The sequence below is a fragment of the Nannocystis bainbridge genome (assembly GCF_028368995.1).
GTDB classification, from domain to species: domain Bacteria; phylum Myxococcota_A; class Polyangia; order Nannocystales; family Nannocystaceae; genus Nannocystis; species Nannocystis bainbridge.
The window spans coordinates 35,222-51,098 of sequence record NZ_JAQNDL010000001.1 but is presented as its reverse complement, the minus strand read 5'-3'; the positions used below and the strand labels follow the sequence as shown (position 1 = coordinate 51,098).

Genomic DNA, 15,877 nt, shown 5'->3' with positions numbered 1-15,877 from the left:
CGGCGCCGCCGGTTGCGAAGGCGCTCCGTCGCTCGCTCGCGGACGTACGCCTGCGTCGCAGACCACATCGGTGGGCGGCGCCGGGGGCGGCGGGGTTTGATGAATCTGGCCTTCGGGACAGGCGCGAACGTGGCCGCGCCGCGAGCCGCGGCGCGGTCGCGGCGGACGCGACGAGCGGCGCGCCGTCACTGGCGCGGGCGCGCGGCTCGGCCATAGGTCGGAGCATGCAGCTCCGCCGACCTCGTGCATGGCTGATCGCGCTGGCCGCCCTCGGGTCGCTGCTGGCCGGGGTACGTTACGCGGTGCTGGCGGCGGGGCCGGCGGGGCCGAAGCCAGCGAGCGAGGCGACGCGACAGGCCAACGCGGCGCTGCAGCAGCGGCTGCCGTTCGCCGACCGCGCCGACTTCGAGGACGCCGAGCGGGGCCTGATCGCGCGCCCGCACACGCTGACGATCAAGGACGGCGACGGCAACGTGGTGTGGGACCTCGAGCCGTTCAAGAAATTCATCCGCCGCGACGCGCCGCCGCCCGACACGGTGAACCCGAGCCTGTGGCGCCAGTCGCAGCTCAACCTGATCTACGGGCTGTTCAAAGTGTCGGAGCGGATCTATCAGGTCCGCGGGTTCGACCTGGCGAACATCACGTTCATCAAGGGCGACCGCGGGTGGATCGTGATGGACCCGCTGCTGACGATCGAGACGGCCAGGGCCGCGCACGCGCTGGTCAAGCAGCACCTCGGCGACCGGCCGATCGTGGCGGTGATCTACAGCCACTCGCACCCCGATCACTACGGCGGGGTGCGCGGGCTGGTCGACGAGGCCGACGTGCGCTCCGGCCGGGTCCGGATCATCGCGCCGGAGGGCTTCCTGGCCCACGCGGTCAGCGAGATGGTGCTCGCGGGCGCGGCGATGACCCGGCGCGCGGCGTACATGTACGGGACGTTCCTGCCGCGCGACGCCCAGGGCAACGTGGGCAGCGGGCTCGGGGTCGCGATGGCGTCGGGGACGGTGTCGCTGATCGCTCCGACGCAGACGATCACCCGCACCGGGCAGGAGCTGACGATCGACGGGGTGAAGATGGTGTTCCAGCTGACGCCCGACACCGAGGCGCCGTCGGAGATGAACACCTACTTCCCGCAGTTCAAGGCGATGTGGATGGCCGAGAACGCGACGCACACGCTTCACAACATCCTGACGCTGCGCGGGGCCAAGGTCCGCGACGCGCTGGCGTGGGCCAAGCACCTGCAGGAGACGATCGAGCTGTACGGGGCCGGGTTGGAGGTCAAGTTCCAGGCCCATCACTGGCCGATGTGGGGCCAGAAGCAGGTGCGCGCCTACCTCGAGCAGCAGCGCGACCTCTACAAGTACATCCACGATCAGTCGGTGCACATGCTGAACTTCGGCTACATCGGCACGGAGATCGCCGAGTACCTCGAGCTGCCGCCGGCGCTGGCCCACTACTGGCCGAATCGCGGCTACTACGGGACGGTCCGCCACAACGCGCGCGCGGTGTACCAGCGCTACATGGGCTTCTACAGCGGCAACCCGTCGGACCTCGACGAGCTGCCGCAGGAGCCGGCGGCCCGCAAATACGTCGAGTACATGGGCGGCGAGGCGGCGGTGCTGGAGCGGGCGCGCGCCGACTTCGCGCGCGGCGAGTACCGCTGGGCGGCGCAGGTGCTGCGCCACGTGGTGTTCGCCAACCCGGACAGCGCGGCGGGCAAGGAGCTGCTGGCCGACGCGTACGAGCAGCTGGGTTATCAGGCCGAGTCGGGGCCGTGGCGCTCGGAGTACCTGCAGGGCGCCTACGAGCTGCGCCACGGGGTGCCCGAGGCGGCGGCGATCGACTCGAGCGGGCGCGACACGCTGCGCGCGCTGCCGCCGACGCTGCTGTTCGACTATCTGGCGGTCCGCCTCAACGGCGCCCGCGCGGCCGCGACGACGCTGAAGCTCGACGTGGAGTTCACCGACCTCGACGAGCGCTACAGGCTGACGGTCGAGCGCGGGGTCCTCAACTACGCCCGCCGCACCGCCGAGGACGCAGACGCGGACGCGGACGCCGGGCTAGTGCTGGCGAAGATGACGCTGATCGAGCTGCAGATGGGCGAGACGACGATCGAGCAGGCGCTGGCCGCCCGGGCGCTCAAGCTGCGCGGCAAGCGGGCGGCGGTCGAGGAGTTCCTCGGCCTGCTCGACCGCTTCCCGCCGGCGTTCGCCATCGTCACGCCTTGATGTGTCCCTTGGGGGCATGTCGAATCGGACATGTCGAAGCAGACATGTCCGCGAGGGCATGGCCGATGAGACATGCGTCGCGCAGCGTCGGCTCACGCCTGGGCGGCGCGGCTGCGGCGGAGCAGCGGCCAGCTGATCAGCACCAGCACGGCGAACGAGGCGGTCATGACGAGGCGCGAGCTGAGGACGAACAGGGCGATCGCGGCGTCGTCGGCCCCGACCCACTTGAAGCCGCCGACCCACCCGGCTTCCTGGATCCCCAGCGCCCCCGGCGTGAAGCCCAGCATGCCGGCGAGCTGGCCGATCGGGGTCGCGGCGGCGATCTGGAAGAAGCTGAAGTCGACGCCGATGCCGGCCGCGGTCGACCAGAACAGCAGCATGGCCGAGAGGTAGCGCAGCAGGCTGTAGACGCCGATCTGGACGGCGAGGCGGCGGTTCACGACGGGCGGCTCGAGCGCTTCGTCGGGGGCGGCGACCCGGCGCAGGCGGGCTCGCAGGTCGCGCGCGGCCGCATAGGTGCGCAGGGCCAGGCGCGTCAGCGGGGCCAGGCACACCGCGGCGAGCGCGGCGAACAGCAGGCACACGCCGGCGAACGAGCCGGCCGCCTCGGCGGCGCTGAACTGGCCGCGCCAGGCGACCAGGGCCCAGGCGAGCAGCATGACCGGGAGCACGAGGTCGAACACCCGCTCGAGCACGGCCTGGGTGATCGCGTGGCCGAGGCCGCGCTGCGAACCGGCGGCCCGCAGCGCGACGCCGCGGCCGACAATGTCCATGACGAAGGCCGAGCTGACCTGGCCGAGGATCTTGGTCAGCGCGAGGCTGTGGAAGTAGGCGATCAGCGGCAGGCGGTTGCCGCCCATCGCCTCGGCCATCAGCCGCCAGCGCGCGCTGGTGACGAGGGTGGCGGCGAAGGTCGCCAGCAGGCACACGCCGAGCCAGCCGGGCCGCAGCTCAGCCCGCGCCAACGCGGCCCGCAGGGCGTCGCCGCCGGGCACCAGCGACCACACGAGCGCGGCCAGCAGGCCGAGGCCGAGCAGCAGCTTGATCGCGGTGCGCAGGCGCGGGCTCACGAGCGGGGGCTCCTCGGGGACATGTTCGTCGGGACATGCCGCAAGGGACATGCGCCGAGGGGCATGTCGGTAAGGACATGGCCGAACAGGCAGGTGCGCGGCGTGGCGTTCATCGGCCGGGGCCCGGGCGGAGGTCGAAGGCGGCGCGCCAGCCGAGGCGCAGGCGCAGCATGGCGGCGATGCCGAGCGCGGCGATCATGGCGAGCTGGCAGGTGTAGAGGAAAAAGGCGTAGGTCGAGCCGCCGGCGCGCACGACGTCGGGCGGGAGGAACAGGCCGAGGCCGGCGGCGACGCCGAGCTGGAAGGTGCCGACGTGCGCGGGCGGGCCGGGGACCAGGAGGGTGAGGTTGAGGACGGCGAGCACGGCGAGCGCCTCGAGCGGGCCGAGGTCGAGGCCGCAGGCGCGCGCGAGCAGGGCCATGCCGAACACGTTGGTGCCCCAGTAGGCGATGGTGCCAACGAGGAACAGCAGCAGCGGGCGCAGCGAGGGCAGGGCGCGCAGACCCTCGGCGAGGCCGCGGGCGACGTCGGCGAGGATGGCGGCCGGGCGCGCGGCGATCCGCCCGAGCCCGCGCCGCAGCAGCAGCTCGAGCGCGGCCGGCCAGCGGGCGAGCGCGACGAGCACGGCGAGGGCGGCGGCGAACAGGGCGAAGGCGGCGTAACAGGCGGCGTAGAGGCCGGACAGCGCCGGGACGTCGGGGGCGCCGGCGGCGGCGACGAAGAAGGCCGCGCACACGCAAAGGCCGTCGACGACGCGCTCGATGGCGACGGTGCCGAGCAGCTGACTGGCCGGGATGCCGCTGCGCCGCGCGAGCAGGGCCGGACGCACCAGCTCGCCGAGCCGCCACGGGAGCGCGACGATCCACAGCGCGCCGGCGAGGCCGACGAGCATGACGTCGCCGAAGCGAACCTGTCCCAAAGGCCTGACGAGGAACCACCACCGCGCCGAGCGGAGGAAGGCGTAGACCAGGAGGGTGGCCAGGTAGGCGGGCAGGCCCCAGGACGCGATCTCGAGCGTGCCGGGCACGGGATCGAGCTGGCGCTGGACCAGCCACAGCGCGAGGCCGGTGATCGCCAGCGAGAGGCCGACGCGCAGCCACACGCGCGCGGGCGCGGCGGCAGGCGCAGGTGCGGGCGAGGGGGTCACGCTGGCGAGAGTGTCCCCGGGGCGCGGGCGAATGTCAGGGCCCTCGCTCGGACCTGCAGGCGATCGCGGGGTCGGGACGCGCGAAGGATGCTCACGCGGCGCGCGACCGGTCGTGAAGGCCCCCGCGCGCTTCAGGGGAGGCCCGCCCGGGCCGGGGGAGGCGCCGCGATCGCGGGCGAGGCGATGCCCGCGTGAAGCGGGGCCGGCAGGGCGCGATGCCCTCGGTCCGGGTGACCTTCGCGGCGAGATCCTTTCGGACGCGAGCGCGAACGACGGGGGTCGGCCGGCGCGGGCGCGACCCAAAACGGAGAGCGGCGCCGTGGCGCCGCTCTTGAGATCGTATCGGTTGGTGAAGCGAGCGCCGACGGCGGCTCACTTCTTCTTGGCGCTGCGGAACCGGCTCAGGTCGCTGGGCAGTTCGCTGACCGGCGGGAAGTTCTTCTCGGGGTGCAGCTTGCGGGCGCGGTCGAGGAGCAGCTCCTCGGTCTCGCGACGCTCGGGGTCGGGGATGCAGCACTCGACCGGGCACACGGCCTGGCAGGCCTCGTAGTCGTGGAAACCGACGCACTCGGTGCAGAGGTTGGGGTCGATGACATACCTGTCGTCGCCCTCCGAGATCGCCTCGTTGGGGCACTCCGGCTCGCACGCGCCGCAGTTGATGCACTCTTCAGTGATGTGGGTCGCCATGGGTAAAACAGGGCTCCTTCCGGGCCGGGGCCACGCGCCCGCAGTGTGCCACGCCTGGACGGCGGCGGCGCAGCGGGGCGGGGGGCGGAAGATGTGACCTTGCGTCACGATCGCGCGCCGTCCCGCGGGACGGCGCTCTCAGGCCTCCAGGAGGGCCTCGATGTCACGGCGCAGGCCCCGGAAGCCCGCGAGCACCCGTTCGGCCTCGGCGGAGCGGGCCTCGTCGTCGCCCTGGGCGGGCTCGGAGAAGACCGCGAGCACGTAGGCGCCCGCGACGAACGCGTAGCAGAGGCTCCCGTGACTTGCCTCAATCAAGATCTCACAGGGGCCTCGACCGCGATCCTGGAACCACGTGGACAGCCGCTCGGCGGCCCGGTCGAGCTGGGCGCCGAGGATCTGGACCTCGAGGGCGGTGGTGCGGTCCTCATCGAAGGCGAGGTCGACAGCGTCGCCCTCGTTGTCGCTGAGCACCGCCCCGCGCACCGAGGCTTCACGCGTGATGTAGTCGGCCAGGACTCGGCCGAACTCGCTGTACCCGGAAAAAATCGCGGCCATGCAGTGCGGTCATATTGCGCCGTCGACCTACGTCTCGTCATCGCTGCCGGTGCAGGCGGCGATTCCGAGCGCGGTCTGGTAGGCGCACGTGGCGTCGATGAGCCGCTGACTGACCTCCTGGGCCGCCGCCTCGTCGTCGCCGGTCCGCACCAGCTCCGCGTACTCTTCCCAGTCGGCCAGGTAGGCCTCGGTGTTCATCATCGCCGAACCCATCCCGGCGACGATGAGCTTGGCATAGGTGCGCCCCTCGACCGCGCCCTTGTAGCTCGGCGGGATCCCGAGGCCCTCGCTGAACGCCTGGTCGGCGTAGTTGCGGGTCCGCTTGGCGAACGCCTTGTCCATCTCGACCGCGATCAGCGAGCCGCTGATCATGGCCGGGTCGCCGGCCAGCATGGCCTCGATGACGGCGATGCCGGGGGTGTTGCGGTCCTGCAGGCGGTCGCGGACGATGCCGAACACGCCGAGCGCGCGGGCGGCCCGGGCGGCGTCGACGGCCATGGTCGCGCCGATCGACTGGCCGACGATGTCGCGGTGGGCGGCGCGGAAGAGCGTCTTCTCGATGATCTGCTTGTTCGGGGGGATCCGCCAGTCGTCCCCGGCGGTGCTCGGCGGCTCGCCGCTGAGGCCGTCGTGGCCGGCGGCGAAGGCGGCGTCGATGTCGGCGACGATGGGGTCGCCGGCGCCGGTCCAGCCCTCGGCCTGGGCCCGCTCGGCCAGGCTGCGCAGGCCGCCGTCCCACACGCAGTGGGCCTCGTCCCAGGCGGCGTACTTGTCCTCGGCGCCGGTCTCGACGGCCGAGAGGTTGGCCCGCAGCTGGAACATCAGGCTGGTGTAGAGGTGACCCTCGGCCAGGGCGGCGCCGGGGCCGTCGGCGTCGGCGAGGGCGGCCGTGATGGCGCTGTCGTCGTCGCGCTCGTTGGCGGTGTCGAGCGCCTGCACGTAGATCTTGAGCGCGTCGGTGTAGGCGGCGGCGGCGGCGTCGGCGTCGAACTCGGCGGTGGCGGCGAGGAAGGTCGCGGCGCCGGCCATGGCGTCGATGCAGCCCTGGCTGGCGTGGTCGCCCAGGGTGTGCGGGTTCAGGTCGCCGCCGGGCTCACCGGTCGTGCCGGCGGTCGGCTCGTCCTCGGTGGTCGTCGGGCCGGCCGTCTCGGTGCCCGCGGTGCCCTCGGTCGACGGCTCGGTGGTCGGGCCGGCGGTGGTGGAGTCGGTGGTGCTGCCGTCGGTGTCCGAGCCGCTGCCGGGACAGGCGACGAGACCGAACGAGAGGGCGAGTAGGGGAAGGCTGCGCAGGCGCATGGAAGTCTCCTGAGGGAACGCTTTCGAGCGAACGGCGCCGGTCATAATGAAAAGGAAAATCATTTGCAAGGTCATTGATTTCCTGTTTCTTGGGGAGCGTTCCCCCCTTGACCCCCGGGGAACTCCGGTGCTACAGAACCGGCAAAATGAAAACGATTTTCAATATTGCCCTCGCCGGCGTGGCGACGGTCGCGTCGGGTTGCGTCGGCTTCGAGCCGATGCAGCCGGACACGTACGAGGGTGATGGACTGCCGCCGGAGGTCGACCTCTGTGAAGGCTGTCCCGAAGATCAGCCGCTGCGGGGCGAGCTGATGCTGATCGTCAACACCAAGCCGACCGACGGCGGGGCCAACTTCCAGAGCAACTTCGCGCTCGACAGCAAGGGCCGGTTCGTCGGCAGCGCGATGTACCTCTACGACCCGTCGCGCAAGTGCGACGGCGAGGGCTGCCTGGCCAAGGTCGGCAACCTGTGGCTCGACGAGAAGATGGGCTCGATCTCGATGGCCGACACGTCGCTGATGCGGTTCACCGTGCGCGACATCGCCTGGCACGCCGACCGGGGCCTGTGGGGCCTCAGCTACGACCCGCTCAACGACGAGTGGGGCCTGATGACCCTCGGCGTGCCCGACTGGACCCGCGCCGACAACCGCATCGAGAGCGTCCGCTACGCCTTCAAGTACGGCGACGTGAAGGACGCGGCGACCGACGCCTGCTACTGGCGCCAGAGCATGAACGGGCTCGAGTTCGTCGGCGACGCGCTGTTCGCCGCCTCGGCCGGCAAGCCCGGCAACGGCCTCGACGCCCGCGGCGCCCTGTTCGCGCTCGACCCCGAGTTCCTGGCCGCGCCGAAGCACTGCGTGCTGCCGAGCGACATCAGCAAGGACCCGTCCTACTACGCGTGCGCGCCGATCTGCTCGATCCACGCCGAGTTCGACGAGAAGGTCGGCGTCGCCGGCGACATGGCCACCGGGCCCGACGGCGACGTGCTGGCGCTGGTCCGCGGCGAGATGTCCGAGTCGCTGCCGACCGGCCGTCACGAGCTGCTGCGCGTCGCCGCGACCGGCGACAAGCCGGAGCCGCGCGCCTACGGGCCGTACATCGACGACATCCCGGCCGGCTTCGACATCGAGGGGCTCGCGCGGGTCCAGGGCTCGCTCTACGCCGTCGGCATCGGCGGCACGGTCTACGAGATCACCGAGCCGACCGCCGACGCGCCGGGCAGCTGGAAGTTCGCGGTCCACGACGAGCTCGGGCCGCTGTTCACCGATCCCGAGCGCAGCCTGCGGATCCGCGGGGCCACGGCCGTCGTCGTGCCCTGAGCCGGCCGTGTCGTCGCTCGCGCTCCCACTCGCCCTGCTGCTGGCGGCCGACCCTCGCGCATACGCGGGGCCGGACGCCGCGCCGGAGGTACCTGCCCCCGAGGACAGGCCCGATTGGACATTCTCCGCGGGACAGGTCCCGAAGAGCATGCCCGAAGAGCCAGGTTCGACCGGGGCTGCAGCCGCGAGCGTGGCCGCGCCGGTGAGCACGCCGCCCGCGAGCGACACCAAGCTGCTGCCCGGCGAGTCGCGCGACATCGAGGTCACGACCGACCTGCTGGGCCGCTCGACCCGAGTCGACGCCCACCGCCACGCGGGCGGGCGCCGGGTGGTCGACGTCGACGACGCGAAGGCCCAGGGCGCGAGCGGGGTGGCGGAGCTGCTCGACAAGGTCCCGGGGGTGCGCGCGGTCGAGGGCGCGTCGGCGCTTTCGACTTCGTCGACCAAGCTGAACCTCGCGGTCCGCGGCGCCGACCCGCGGCTGTCGGAGCAGGCGACCATCCTGCTCGACGAGGTGCCGGTGGCGCCGGCGCCGTACGGCGCGCCGTCGATGGTGCTATTCCCGCTGTCGCTGTTCCAGATCGCCAAGGTCGACACCGTGCGCGGCGGCTCGTCGGTGCGGTTCGGGCCGTGGACGTCGGGCGGCGTGTTCAACATGGTCTCGCACCCGATCCCGAAGAACCCGACGGTGTCGGTGTTCGCCCAGTCGGACCAGTTCGGCGACGCCGGCGCGGCGGCCTCGTACGGCGGCACGCACAAGGGCGTCGGCGTGTACGTCGAGTACGCGCCGCGGTTCGGCAAGACGTACCGCGAGCACAGCGAGTTTCAGAGCCACGGCGGGATCGTCAAGCTCGCCGTGCCGCTGACGAAGCGGCTCGACCTGCTGTCGAGCACGCACCTGTTCTGGGAGAAGACCAACCTGCCCGGCGGCGTCGACTCCGAGCTGTACGCCGAGGACCGGTTCGCCAGCAAGCGCCCGTACGACACCTTCAACGGCCACCGCGAGGGCACCAGCCTCAAGCTGCACTGGCGGCCCAAGGCCGAGCACGAGCTGCAGGTGATCGCGTTTTACAGCCACACGCTGCGGCGCGTGGTCCAGGCGACCAACGAGGACCGCAACCTCGGCGCGGCGCCGACGTTCCTGCTGGTGCAGCCGCGGGCGTTCGACGTGGTCGGCATCGAGCCGCGCTACGCGTTCCGCGTGCGCCACCGCGGCGGCTTCCACGACCTCTCGATCGGCACCCGCGGGGTGTTCGAGACGGCGCGGATCCGCGGCTTCCGCGTCGAGTTCCCCGACCGCCCCGGCGACAAGCTCGAGGCCGACGGCGACGCGCGCGTGTGCCCGCGCGGCACGCTCCTGCCCGAGGGCTCGCCCGACGCGCTGCGCTGCTTCGACGGCCGGATCGGCGGCTACTCGCTGTACCTCGAGGACAAGATCTATCTGCTCGACACCAAGCTGGTGCTGACCGCCGGCGTGCGCCTCGAGCTGACCAAGCAGAGCTTCTACAACGTGCTCGAGGGCCTGAGCTACCCGCGGCCGCTGTACGGCGGGCCGCTGCCGGCGGCGTCGCTGTGGTACGGCGGCGATCACGTCGGGCTCTACCTCGGCTACGGGCGCTCGTTCGGGGCCCCGAGCTACCTGTCGGGCGCGATCCAGCCGATCAACCCCGGCGAGGCGATGGGCCGGGCGCTGCGCTTCATCAAGCCCGAGCTGGCCGACACGGTCGAGGCGGGCGTGAAGCTGATGGAGCTCGGCGGGGTGTACGCGACCGTCGACGGCTGGTACCGCTACTTCAACAACCTGCGTGACGAGGGCGAGAACGCGATCGACATCATCCCGGCGGCCCACACCTACGGGGCCGAGGTCGACGTCGAGTGGCTGCCCGGCGAGGTGTGGGAGAAGGTCGAAGGGCTCGAGCTCAACGCCGGCTACGCGTACAACGGCAGCCGGGTGCTGCGCGACCTCTACACCAACAACCGCATGCCGTGGTACCCGGCCCACGAGGTGTGGGGCGCGGCCAGCTACGAGGCGCCGTTCGGCCTGCGCGTCGGCACCAAGGTCGAGTTCGTCGACAAGCAGTACACCGACTACGCCAACTGGGACGCGCCGCGCGCGACCGGCGAGGTCGGGACGATGCCGGCCTACACGCTGATGGGCGCGTGGCTCGGCTACCGCACCAGCCTGCCGCAGGGCTGGCGGCTCGAGGCGACCGTCGGCGTCAAGAACCTGCTCAACGAGGTGTGGTTCACCCGCTCCGACGACATCAACGGCGGCATCCTGGCGATGCGGCCGCGCACGTTCTACTTCAACCTGGGCTTCGCCCACGAGTGGATCCGCGGCAAGGCCGGCGAGCAGGCCCGGACCAGCTGGAAGCGCGGCAAGGTCAACCGCCGGGTCTGGACGGCGGGCGCGCGCCGGATCGAGCGGTGGTTCTGGCGCACGTGGGGGGCCATGATGTGAGGACATGGTTTAAAGAGCATGTCCGAAGGAGCATGTCTTCATGAGCATGCGACGCAGCCTCTTCAAGTGGCACCAGGCGGTCGGCGCGACGCTGTCGGCGGTGTTCGCGGTGATCGCGTTGACGGGGGCGATCCTGGTGTTCCGCGGCTGCATGAAGACGCCGGCCCCGAGCGCGCCGGTGGTCGAGCAGCCGCTGCCATTGATGGAGCTGCTCGCGCGCGCCCAGCGCGAGGCCGGCGACGAGGCGATCACCGACATCGCCCTGGCCACCGAGCCCGACGACCCGTGGGTGTTCTGGGTCGACGACGACGCGGAGACGGTGCTGTACTTCGCCGGCGACGGGGCCCTGATCGAGCGCCGGCGCACCGCGGGCGGGCTGACGCGGCTGCTGTTCAAGCTGCACACCGGCGAGATCATCGGTCTGCCGGGGCAGGCGATCGCGCTGGCCGCGGGCCTCGGGATGCTCGGCCTGGTCGCCACCGGTCTGGGTATGATCGTCAGCCGCCGCCGCCCGCGCGGCTGAGCGAAAGGACAGACGCGATGCACCTGGTGCTGCAAGAGCCCGAGATCGAGGGCGTGTCGATCCTCTACAGCGTCGAGCGCCTGGTGGCGCACGTGCAGACGCAGTACCAGGAGGCCATCGTCGCCGACACGAGCGCGTACGGGCGGATCCTGTTCCTCGACGGGCTGGTCCAGTCGGCCGAGGCCGACGAGGCGCTCTACCACGAGGCGCTGATCCACCCGGCGCTGGTGCTGCACGGCGGGCCGCGGCGGGTGCTGGTCGGCGGCACCGGCGAGGGCGCGGCGCTGCGCGAGATCCTGCGCCACCGCTCGGTCGAGTCGATCGTGTCGGTCGACCTCGACGCGGAGGTGGTGGCGCTGTGCAAGGAGCACCTGCCGAGCTGGCACGCCGGCAGCCTCGACGATCCGCGGGTCGAGCTGCGCACCGAGGACATCTTCGACACGCTGCGCCAGGCCGCGCCGGGCAGCTTCGACGTCATCGTCCTCGACGTCACCGATCCGACCGACGAGGGGCCGTCGGCGGCGCTGTTCTCGACCCAGTTCTTCGCCCTGGTCCTGCGCGCGCTGGCCGACGACGGGGTGTGCGTGCTGCAGGCCGGCGAGCTCGACCCGCTCGACCTCAAGCTGGCCCGCACGGTCCGCAGCACGCTGCAGGCGGTGTTCCCCCACGTCCGCTTCGCCCACGGCTTCGTGCCGTCGTTCCACTGCCTGTGGGGCTTCGCGCTGATGTCGCGCCGGCCGCTCGAGGCCGAGCCGCCCGACCTGGCGGCCCGGATCGCCGCGCTCGGCGAGCTGCAGTGGTACACGCCGACCAGCCACCGCGCGGCGATGGAGCTGCCGCCGATCCTGCGCCGCCGCATCGAGCAGCCGGGCGAGGTGATCACCGGCGAGGGGCCGCTGCTGTCCTATACGACAGGCTCCAAGGGACAGGGCGATTAGGCCAGGTCTGAAGGGACATGTCCGTATGGTCTGGAGCCGGACGAACCAGCTGATCGCGGCGGCCGCGGCGGAGCTCGGGGCCCGCGCCGAGCCGCTCGGGCGCGAGCACACCGACTACTTCATGCGCCTGACGCACGGCGAGCGGACGGCGGTCGTCAGCAAGACCCGCTCGCCGTTCCTGACACAGGTGGCCCAGGGGCTGGCCAACAACAAGCACCTGAGCCGCGAGCTGCTGCGGGCGCGCGGGCTGCCGTGCGCCGCGGGGGTGCTGGTCGACGAGGCCGGCGACATCCACGGGCCGGCGGTCCGGGAGCTGCTGGCGCGTCACGGGCGGCTGGTGGTCAAGCCGAATTGGGGCAACCGCGGGGTCGGGGTGGCGACCGACGTGCGCGACCTGGCGACGCTGATCCGCGCGCGCGACCGGGCCCGCGCGATCGACCTCGACGAGGAGGTGCTGGTCGAGCCGTTCATCGCCGGCACCAACCTGCGGGTGGCGGTGATCGGCGGGCGAGCGAGCGCGGCGGTCGAGGTGGTGCGGCCGAAGCTCGCGACCGGCCGCAGCGCCGAGGCGCAGGTGGCGGCGCTGAACCGCGACCCGCGGCGCGGGACGTGGACGGCGCCGAGCCTGCGCTCGATGGACCAGATCGAGGCGGAGGAAGATCTCGAGGGGCACCTCGAGGTCTATGGGCTCGATCTCGAGGCGGCGATCCCGGGCGAGCGCGAGGTCGAGATCACGGGCGAGGAGCTCGAGGTGATCGATCGGACCGAGGTCGTGCATCCGGAGTGGCTGGCGGTCGCGGCGTCGGCGTGCGATCTGCTGGGGGTCGATGTCGGCGGGGTCGACCTGCGCGGGCCGATGGCCGCGTTCACGCAGCCGACGGCCGCGAGCGCGGGCGCAGCGCTGCTGCTCGAGGTCAACGTGGTGCCGGCGCTGCACCTTCACGCGCTGCCGACCGAGGGGCCGCCGCGTCCGGTATTCGCGGCTTTCGTTGCCTATTGCCTGCAACTGCCGGGCGCGCCGCCGCCCTGCGCCGTGGTGCGGGTTTAATTTAAAAAGGGGGAAGCGCGGCGCGTGGCTGCAAAGGCCAGCGCGAGGCGGCGAGCGGCGTCCTGCGTCGCTTGTCGGGCCCGCGAGGGTCGGCTATGCCCGCGACGAAGGAGCTTAGTTAGCGATGACGATGATGATGACGATGCAGCAAGCATGGGCGCGCGCAGCGAGTGGGGCCGCGCTGGCGCTGGTGATGGGGTGTGGCCAGTCCGGCGGGAGCACCGAGGCCGGCGAGACCGGCGAGAGCACCGCGAGCAGCGAGGCGACCGCCGACACCGGTTCGGGTAGCGCGGCGACCACCGGGACCGGCGGACCGACCGAGGGCGGGGCCACCGGCGGCGAGACCGAGAGCACCTCGACCAGCGGTCCGCAGACCGGCGGCGAGACCACGAGCACGACGACCACGACCACGGGCGAGACGACGACGACGGGCACGACCGGCGAGACGACGACGACGACCGGGGAGACGACGACGACGACCGGGGAGACGACGACCACCGGCGAGACCAGCACCGGCGGCAACGTCTGCGACGGCTTCGAGCCGCCGGGCTGCCTCGACAAGGGCTGTCCCGACGGCCAGATGTGCAACTTCGAGATCGAGTGCGTGCCGTCGGCCTGCCTGTGCGACGAGGCGTCGCAGCAGATCGTGTGCACCCCCGATTGCGGCGGCGGTACGTGCGTCGAGGGGGCAGTGTGCAACCCCGTCGTGTGCAACCTGTTCTGCGAGTTCGGGTTCAAGCAGGACGAGCAGGGCTGTGAGGTCTGCGCGTGCAACGAGCCGCCGGCGTGCGGCTGCCAGGTCGACGCCGACTGCGTCAAGGCGAGCCCGGGCTGCTGCTCGTGCAACATGGGCGGAGGCGAGGTGGCGGTCGCCGCGGCCTGCGCCGATCAGCTCGAGCCGTGCCCGCTGCCGCCCGACCAGGTGGCGTGCCCGGCGGTCTACCTGTGCACCGACGCGAAGGCGGCGTGCGTGCAGGGGCAGTGCGTGCTGCAGTGAGCGGCGCGGGCGGGGCCGCGGCGGCTCCCCGCCGCGCGTCGCGCCTCCCGTGATGGCTTCGAGGGCCTGATCCGAGGACATGTCGAGATGGGCATGTCCTGGGGGTCATGTTCTCGACGACATGTCCCTGAGGCAGCAGACGCGGCCGCCGGAGCGGGCGGGCCGCCGGAGCCGCGGCGCCGCGAGCGAGCAGCAGCCCGAGCGGAGGCGCGTGGGCGGCACCGCGGCGGCGGGCGGCGGGCGGCTCGCGGGCTTGCGGGGGCGAGGGGCCGGACCACGCTGCGGGGCGAGGAGTCCGATCATGCGAGCTTTGCCATTGTCGGTGGTCCTGTCGGCGGCGGCGCTGGCGTGCGACATCGTGCCCCTGGGCGTGACGATGCAGGCGGCGGAGGTGGTGCCCGCGGTCGCGGAGACGGACGCTCCCGGCGATCCGTGCGAGGGCTTCACGCAGCCGGGCTGCGTGCAGGCGGGGTGTCCGGAGGGACAGGTGTGTCAGAAGGGCCCGCAGTGCGTGCCGTCGCTGTGCAGCTGCGATCCGCAGACAGGGGCGACGACCTGCAGCCTCGACTGCGGCGGCGGGGTCTGCGTCGACGCGGCGTCGCGCTGCCAGCCGGTCCTTTGCAAGCTGCTGTGTCCGTTCGGGTTCGAGACCGACGAGCGCGGCTGCGAGGTGTGTCAGTGCCAGCAGGAGCCGCGCTGCGCGTGCGTCGACGACGTCGACTGCACGAAGGTGGTCGGCGGCTGCTGCCCGTGCAGCCTCGGCGGGCGCGAGCTGGCGATCGCCCGCGACTGCATCGACCGCCTGGCCCAGTGCCCGGTGCCACCCGACGAGGTGCCGTGCGTGGCGATCGACCAGTGCACGGCCAAGGTGGCCCGCTGCGTCGCGGGCGAGTGCGTGCTCGAGAACCAGATCTGAGCCGAGGTGTTCGTTCGGACATGTCCGAACGGACACCTGCGAACTTCAGCCGAACATGAACGAGAGGCCGAGGACGAAGATGCCGCGGCGGCTCCTGTCGGCGAGGATCCGGAGGTCGTAGTCGGCGCCGAGCGCCAGCGCGACGCCGGGGCCCTTGCCCTTGTCCTTTGAGAGGCGGAAGGCGTAACCGAGGCCGACCTGACCGCCGTAGCCGGGGGTGCGCGCGGTGAGCTCGCGGGCGACCGGGATGTGGCTGATCGCGCCGACGCCGGTGCGGAGGTAGAAGCCGCGGGTGACGTTGACCTGCAGCATCGCGTCGAGGCCGGCGCCGACCTTCTGATCCTTGTCGAAGTAGATCGTCACGTGGGCCATGGTGCCGAGCGCGACCGCGGGCGACAGGCGGGCGCCGAAGGTCATGTGGGTGCGCGCGGCCGGCATGGCGTCGTTGCGCAGCGGCACGAGAGCCGGGCGCCAAGCGAACTCGGCGAACACACCGCGCTTGAAGTCGGTAGCGACCTCGCCCTCACTGGCGCGCGCGGGCCGGGGCGTGATCACGGCGAGGGCGGCGAGGAGGGCGAGGAGGGCCAGCTTGACGGAGGCCGGCAGGCGGACGGGGCGAGGATAGGCGAGGGCGGTCATGGCAAAAACCTGTGGGCCGCGGCGTCGCGACCGAAAGGGTCGCGGTGCGT

Annotated in this window: 14 protein-coding genes; 8 read left to right on the top strand and 6 right to left on the bottom strand. The window is 72.1% G+C overall.

The window, feature by feature from the left end:
* Positions 1 to 224 precede the first annotated feature (224 nt).
* Positions 225 to 2,231: an alkyl/aryl-sulfatase gene (locus POL25_RS00210; RefSeq protein ID WP_272083548.1), complete on the top strand. Its 2,007-nt coding sequence runs from the start codon at positions 225 to 227 to the stop codon at positions 2,229 to 2,231.
* A gap of 92 nt (positions 2,232 to 2,323) precedes the next feature.
* Here the strand turns inward: POL25_RS00210 and POL25_RS00205 are convergent, their stop codons facing one another.
* The 5 genes from POL25_RS00205 to POL25_RS00185 form a co-directional block, all read right to left on the bottom strand.
* Positions 2,324 to 3,352 carry a lysylphosphatidylglycerol synthase transmembrane domain-containing protein gene (locus tag POL25_RS00205; protein ID WP_272083546.1) on the bottom strand — a complete coding sequence of 343 codons (1,029 nt, stop codon included), beginning with the start codon at positions 3,350 to 3,352 and terminating at the stop codon, positions 2,324 to 2,326.
* 58 nt (positions 3,353 to 3,410) lie between these two features.
* Complete coding sequence (locus POL25_RS00200; protein ID WP_272083545.1) at positions 3,411 to 4,448, bottom strand: lysylphosphatidylglycerol synthase transmembrane domain-containing protein; 1,038 nt, start codon at positions 4,446 to 4,448, stop codon at positions 3,411 to 3,413.
* A gap of 372 nt (positions 4,449 to 4,820) precedes the next feature.
* Positions 4,821 to 5,135, bottom strand: coding sequence for a YfhL family 4Fe-4S dicluster ferredoxin (locus POL25_RS00195; protein WP_272083544.1), 315 nt, complete (start codon positions 5,133 to 5,135; stop codon positions 4,821 to 4,823).
* Positions 5,136 to 5,273: 138 nt separating this feature from the next.
* Positions 5,274 to 5,690, bottom strand: a complete 417-nt coding sequence (locus POL25_RS00190; protein WP_272083542.1) for a roadblock/LC7 domain-containing protein — start codon at positions 5,688 to 5,690, stop codon at positions 5,274 to 5,276.
* Between the two features lie 27 nt (positions 5,691 to 5,717).
* Positions 5,718 to 6,986 (bottom strand): hypothetical protein, encoded by a 1,269-nt coding sequence (locus POL25_RS00185; protein WP_272083540.1) that lies wholly within the window; start codon positions 6,984 to 6,986, stop codon positions 5,718 to 5,720.
* 146 nt (positions 6,987 to 7,132) lie between these two features.
* On the opposite strand from POL25_RS00185, the gene POL25_RS00180 reads away from it, so the two are divergent.
* The 7 genes from POL25_RS00180 (at position 7,133) to POL25_RS00150 (ending at position 15,188) form a co-directional block, all read left to right on the top strand.
* Entirely contained in the window at positions 7,133 to 8,305 is a 1,173-nt protein-coding gene (locus POL25_RS00180) for a hypothetical protein (RefSeq protein WP_272083538.1), read from the top strand.
* Between the two features lie 7 nt (positions 8,306 to 8,312).
* Positions 8,313 to 10,766, top strand: coding sequence for a TonB-dependent receptor family protein (locus tag POL25_RS00175; protein WP_272083536.1), 2,454 nt, complete (start codon positions 8,313 to 8,315; stop codon positions 10,764 to 10,766).
* Positions 10,767 to 10,812: 46 nt separating this feature from the next.
* Positions 10,813 to 11,289: a PepSY domain-containing protein gene (locus POL25_RS00170; RefSeq protein WP_272083534.1), complete on the top strand. Its 477-nt coding sequence runs from the start codon at positions 10,813 to 10,815 to the stop codon at positions 11,287 to 11,289.
* 17 nt (positions 11,290 to 11,306) lie between these two features.
* On the top strand, positions 11,307 to 12,227 hold the full coding sequence (locus tag POL25_RS00165; RefSeq protein WP_272083532.1) for a spermine/spermidine synthase domain-containing protein: 921 nt from the start codon (positions 11,307 to 11,309) through the stop codon (positions 12,225 to 12,227).
* Between the two features lie 25 nt (positions 12,228 to 12,252).
* Positions 12,253 to 13,275: a hypothetical protein gene (locus tag POL25_RS00160; RefSeq protein WP_272083530.1), complete on the top strand. Its 1,023-nt coding sequence runs from the start codon at positions 12,253 to 12,255 to the stop codon at positions 13,273 to 13,275.
* A gap of 142 nt (positions 13,276 to 13,417) precedes the next feature.
* Positions 13,418 to 14,272 carry a hypothetical protein gene (locus tag POL25_RS00155; RefSeq protein WP_272083529.1) on the top strand — a complete coding sequence of 285 codons (855 nt, stop codon included), beginning with the start codon at positions 13,418 to 13,420 and terminating at the stop codon, positions 14,270 to 14,272.
* A gap of 301 nt (positions 14,273 to 14,573) precedes the next feature.
* Positions 14,574 to 15,188 carry a hypothetical protein gene (locus tag POL25_RS00150; protein ID WP_272083527.1) on the top strand — a complete coding sequence of 205 codons (615 nt, stop codon included), beginning with the start codon at positions 14,574 to 14,576 and terminating at the stop codon, positions 15,186 to 15,188.
* Between the two features lie 45 nt (positions 15,189 to 15,233).
* Here the strand turns inward: POL25_RS00150 and POL25_RS00145 are convergent, their stop codons facing one another.
* Positions 15,234 to 15,827, bottom strand: a complete 594-nt coding sequence (locus POL25_RS00145; RefSeq protein WP_272083525.1) for a hypothetical protein — start codon at positions 15,825 to 15,827, stop codon at positions 15,234 to 15,236.
* Positions 15,828 to 15,877 lie beyond the last annotated feature (50 nt).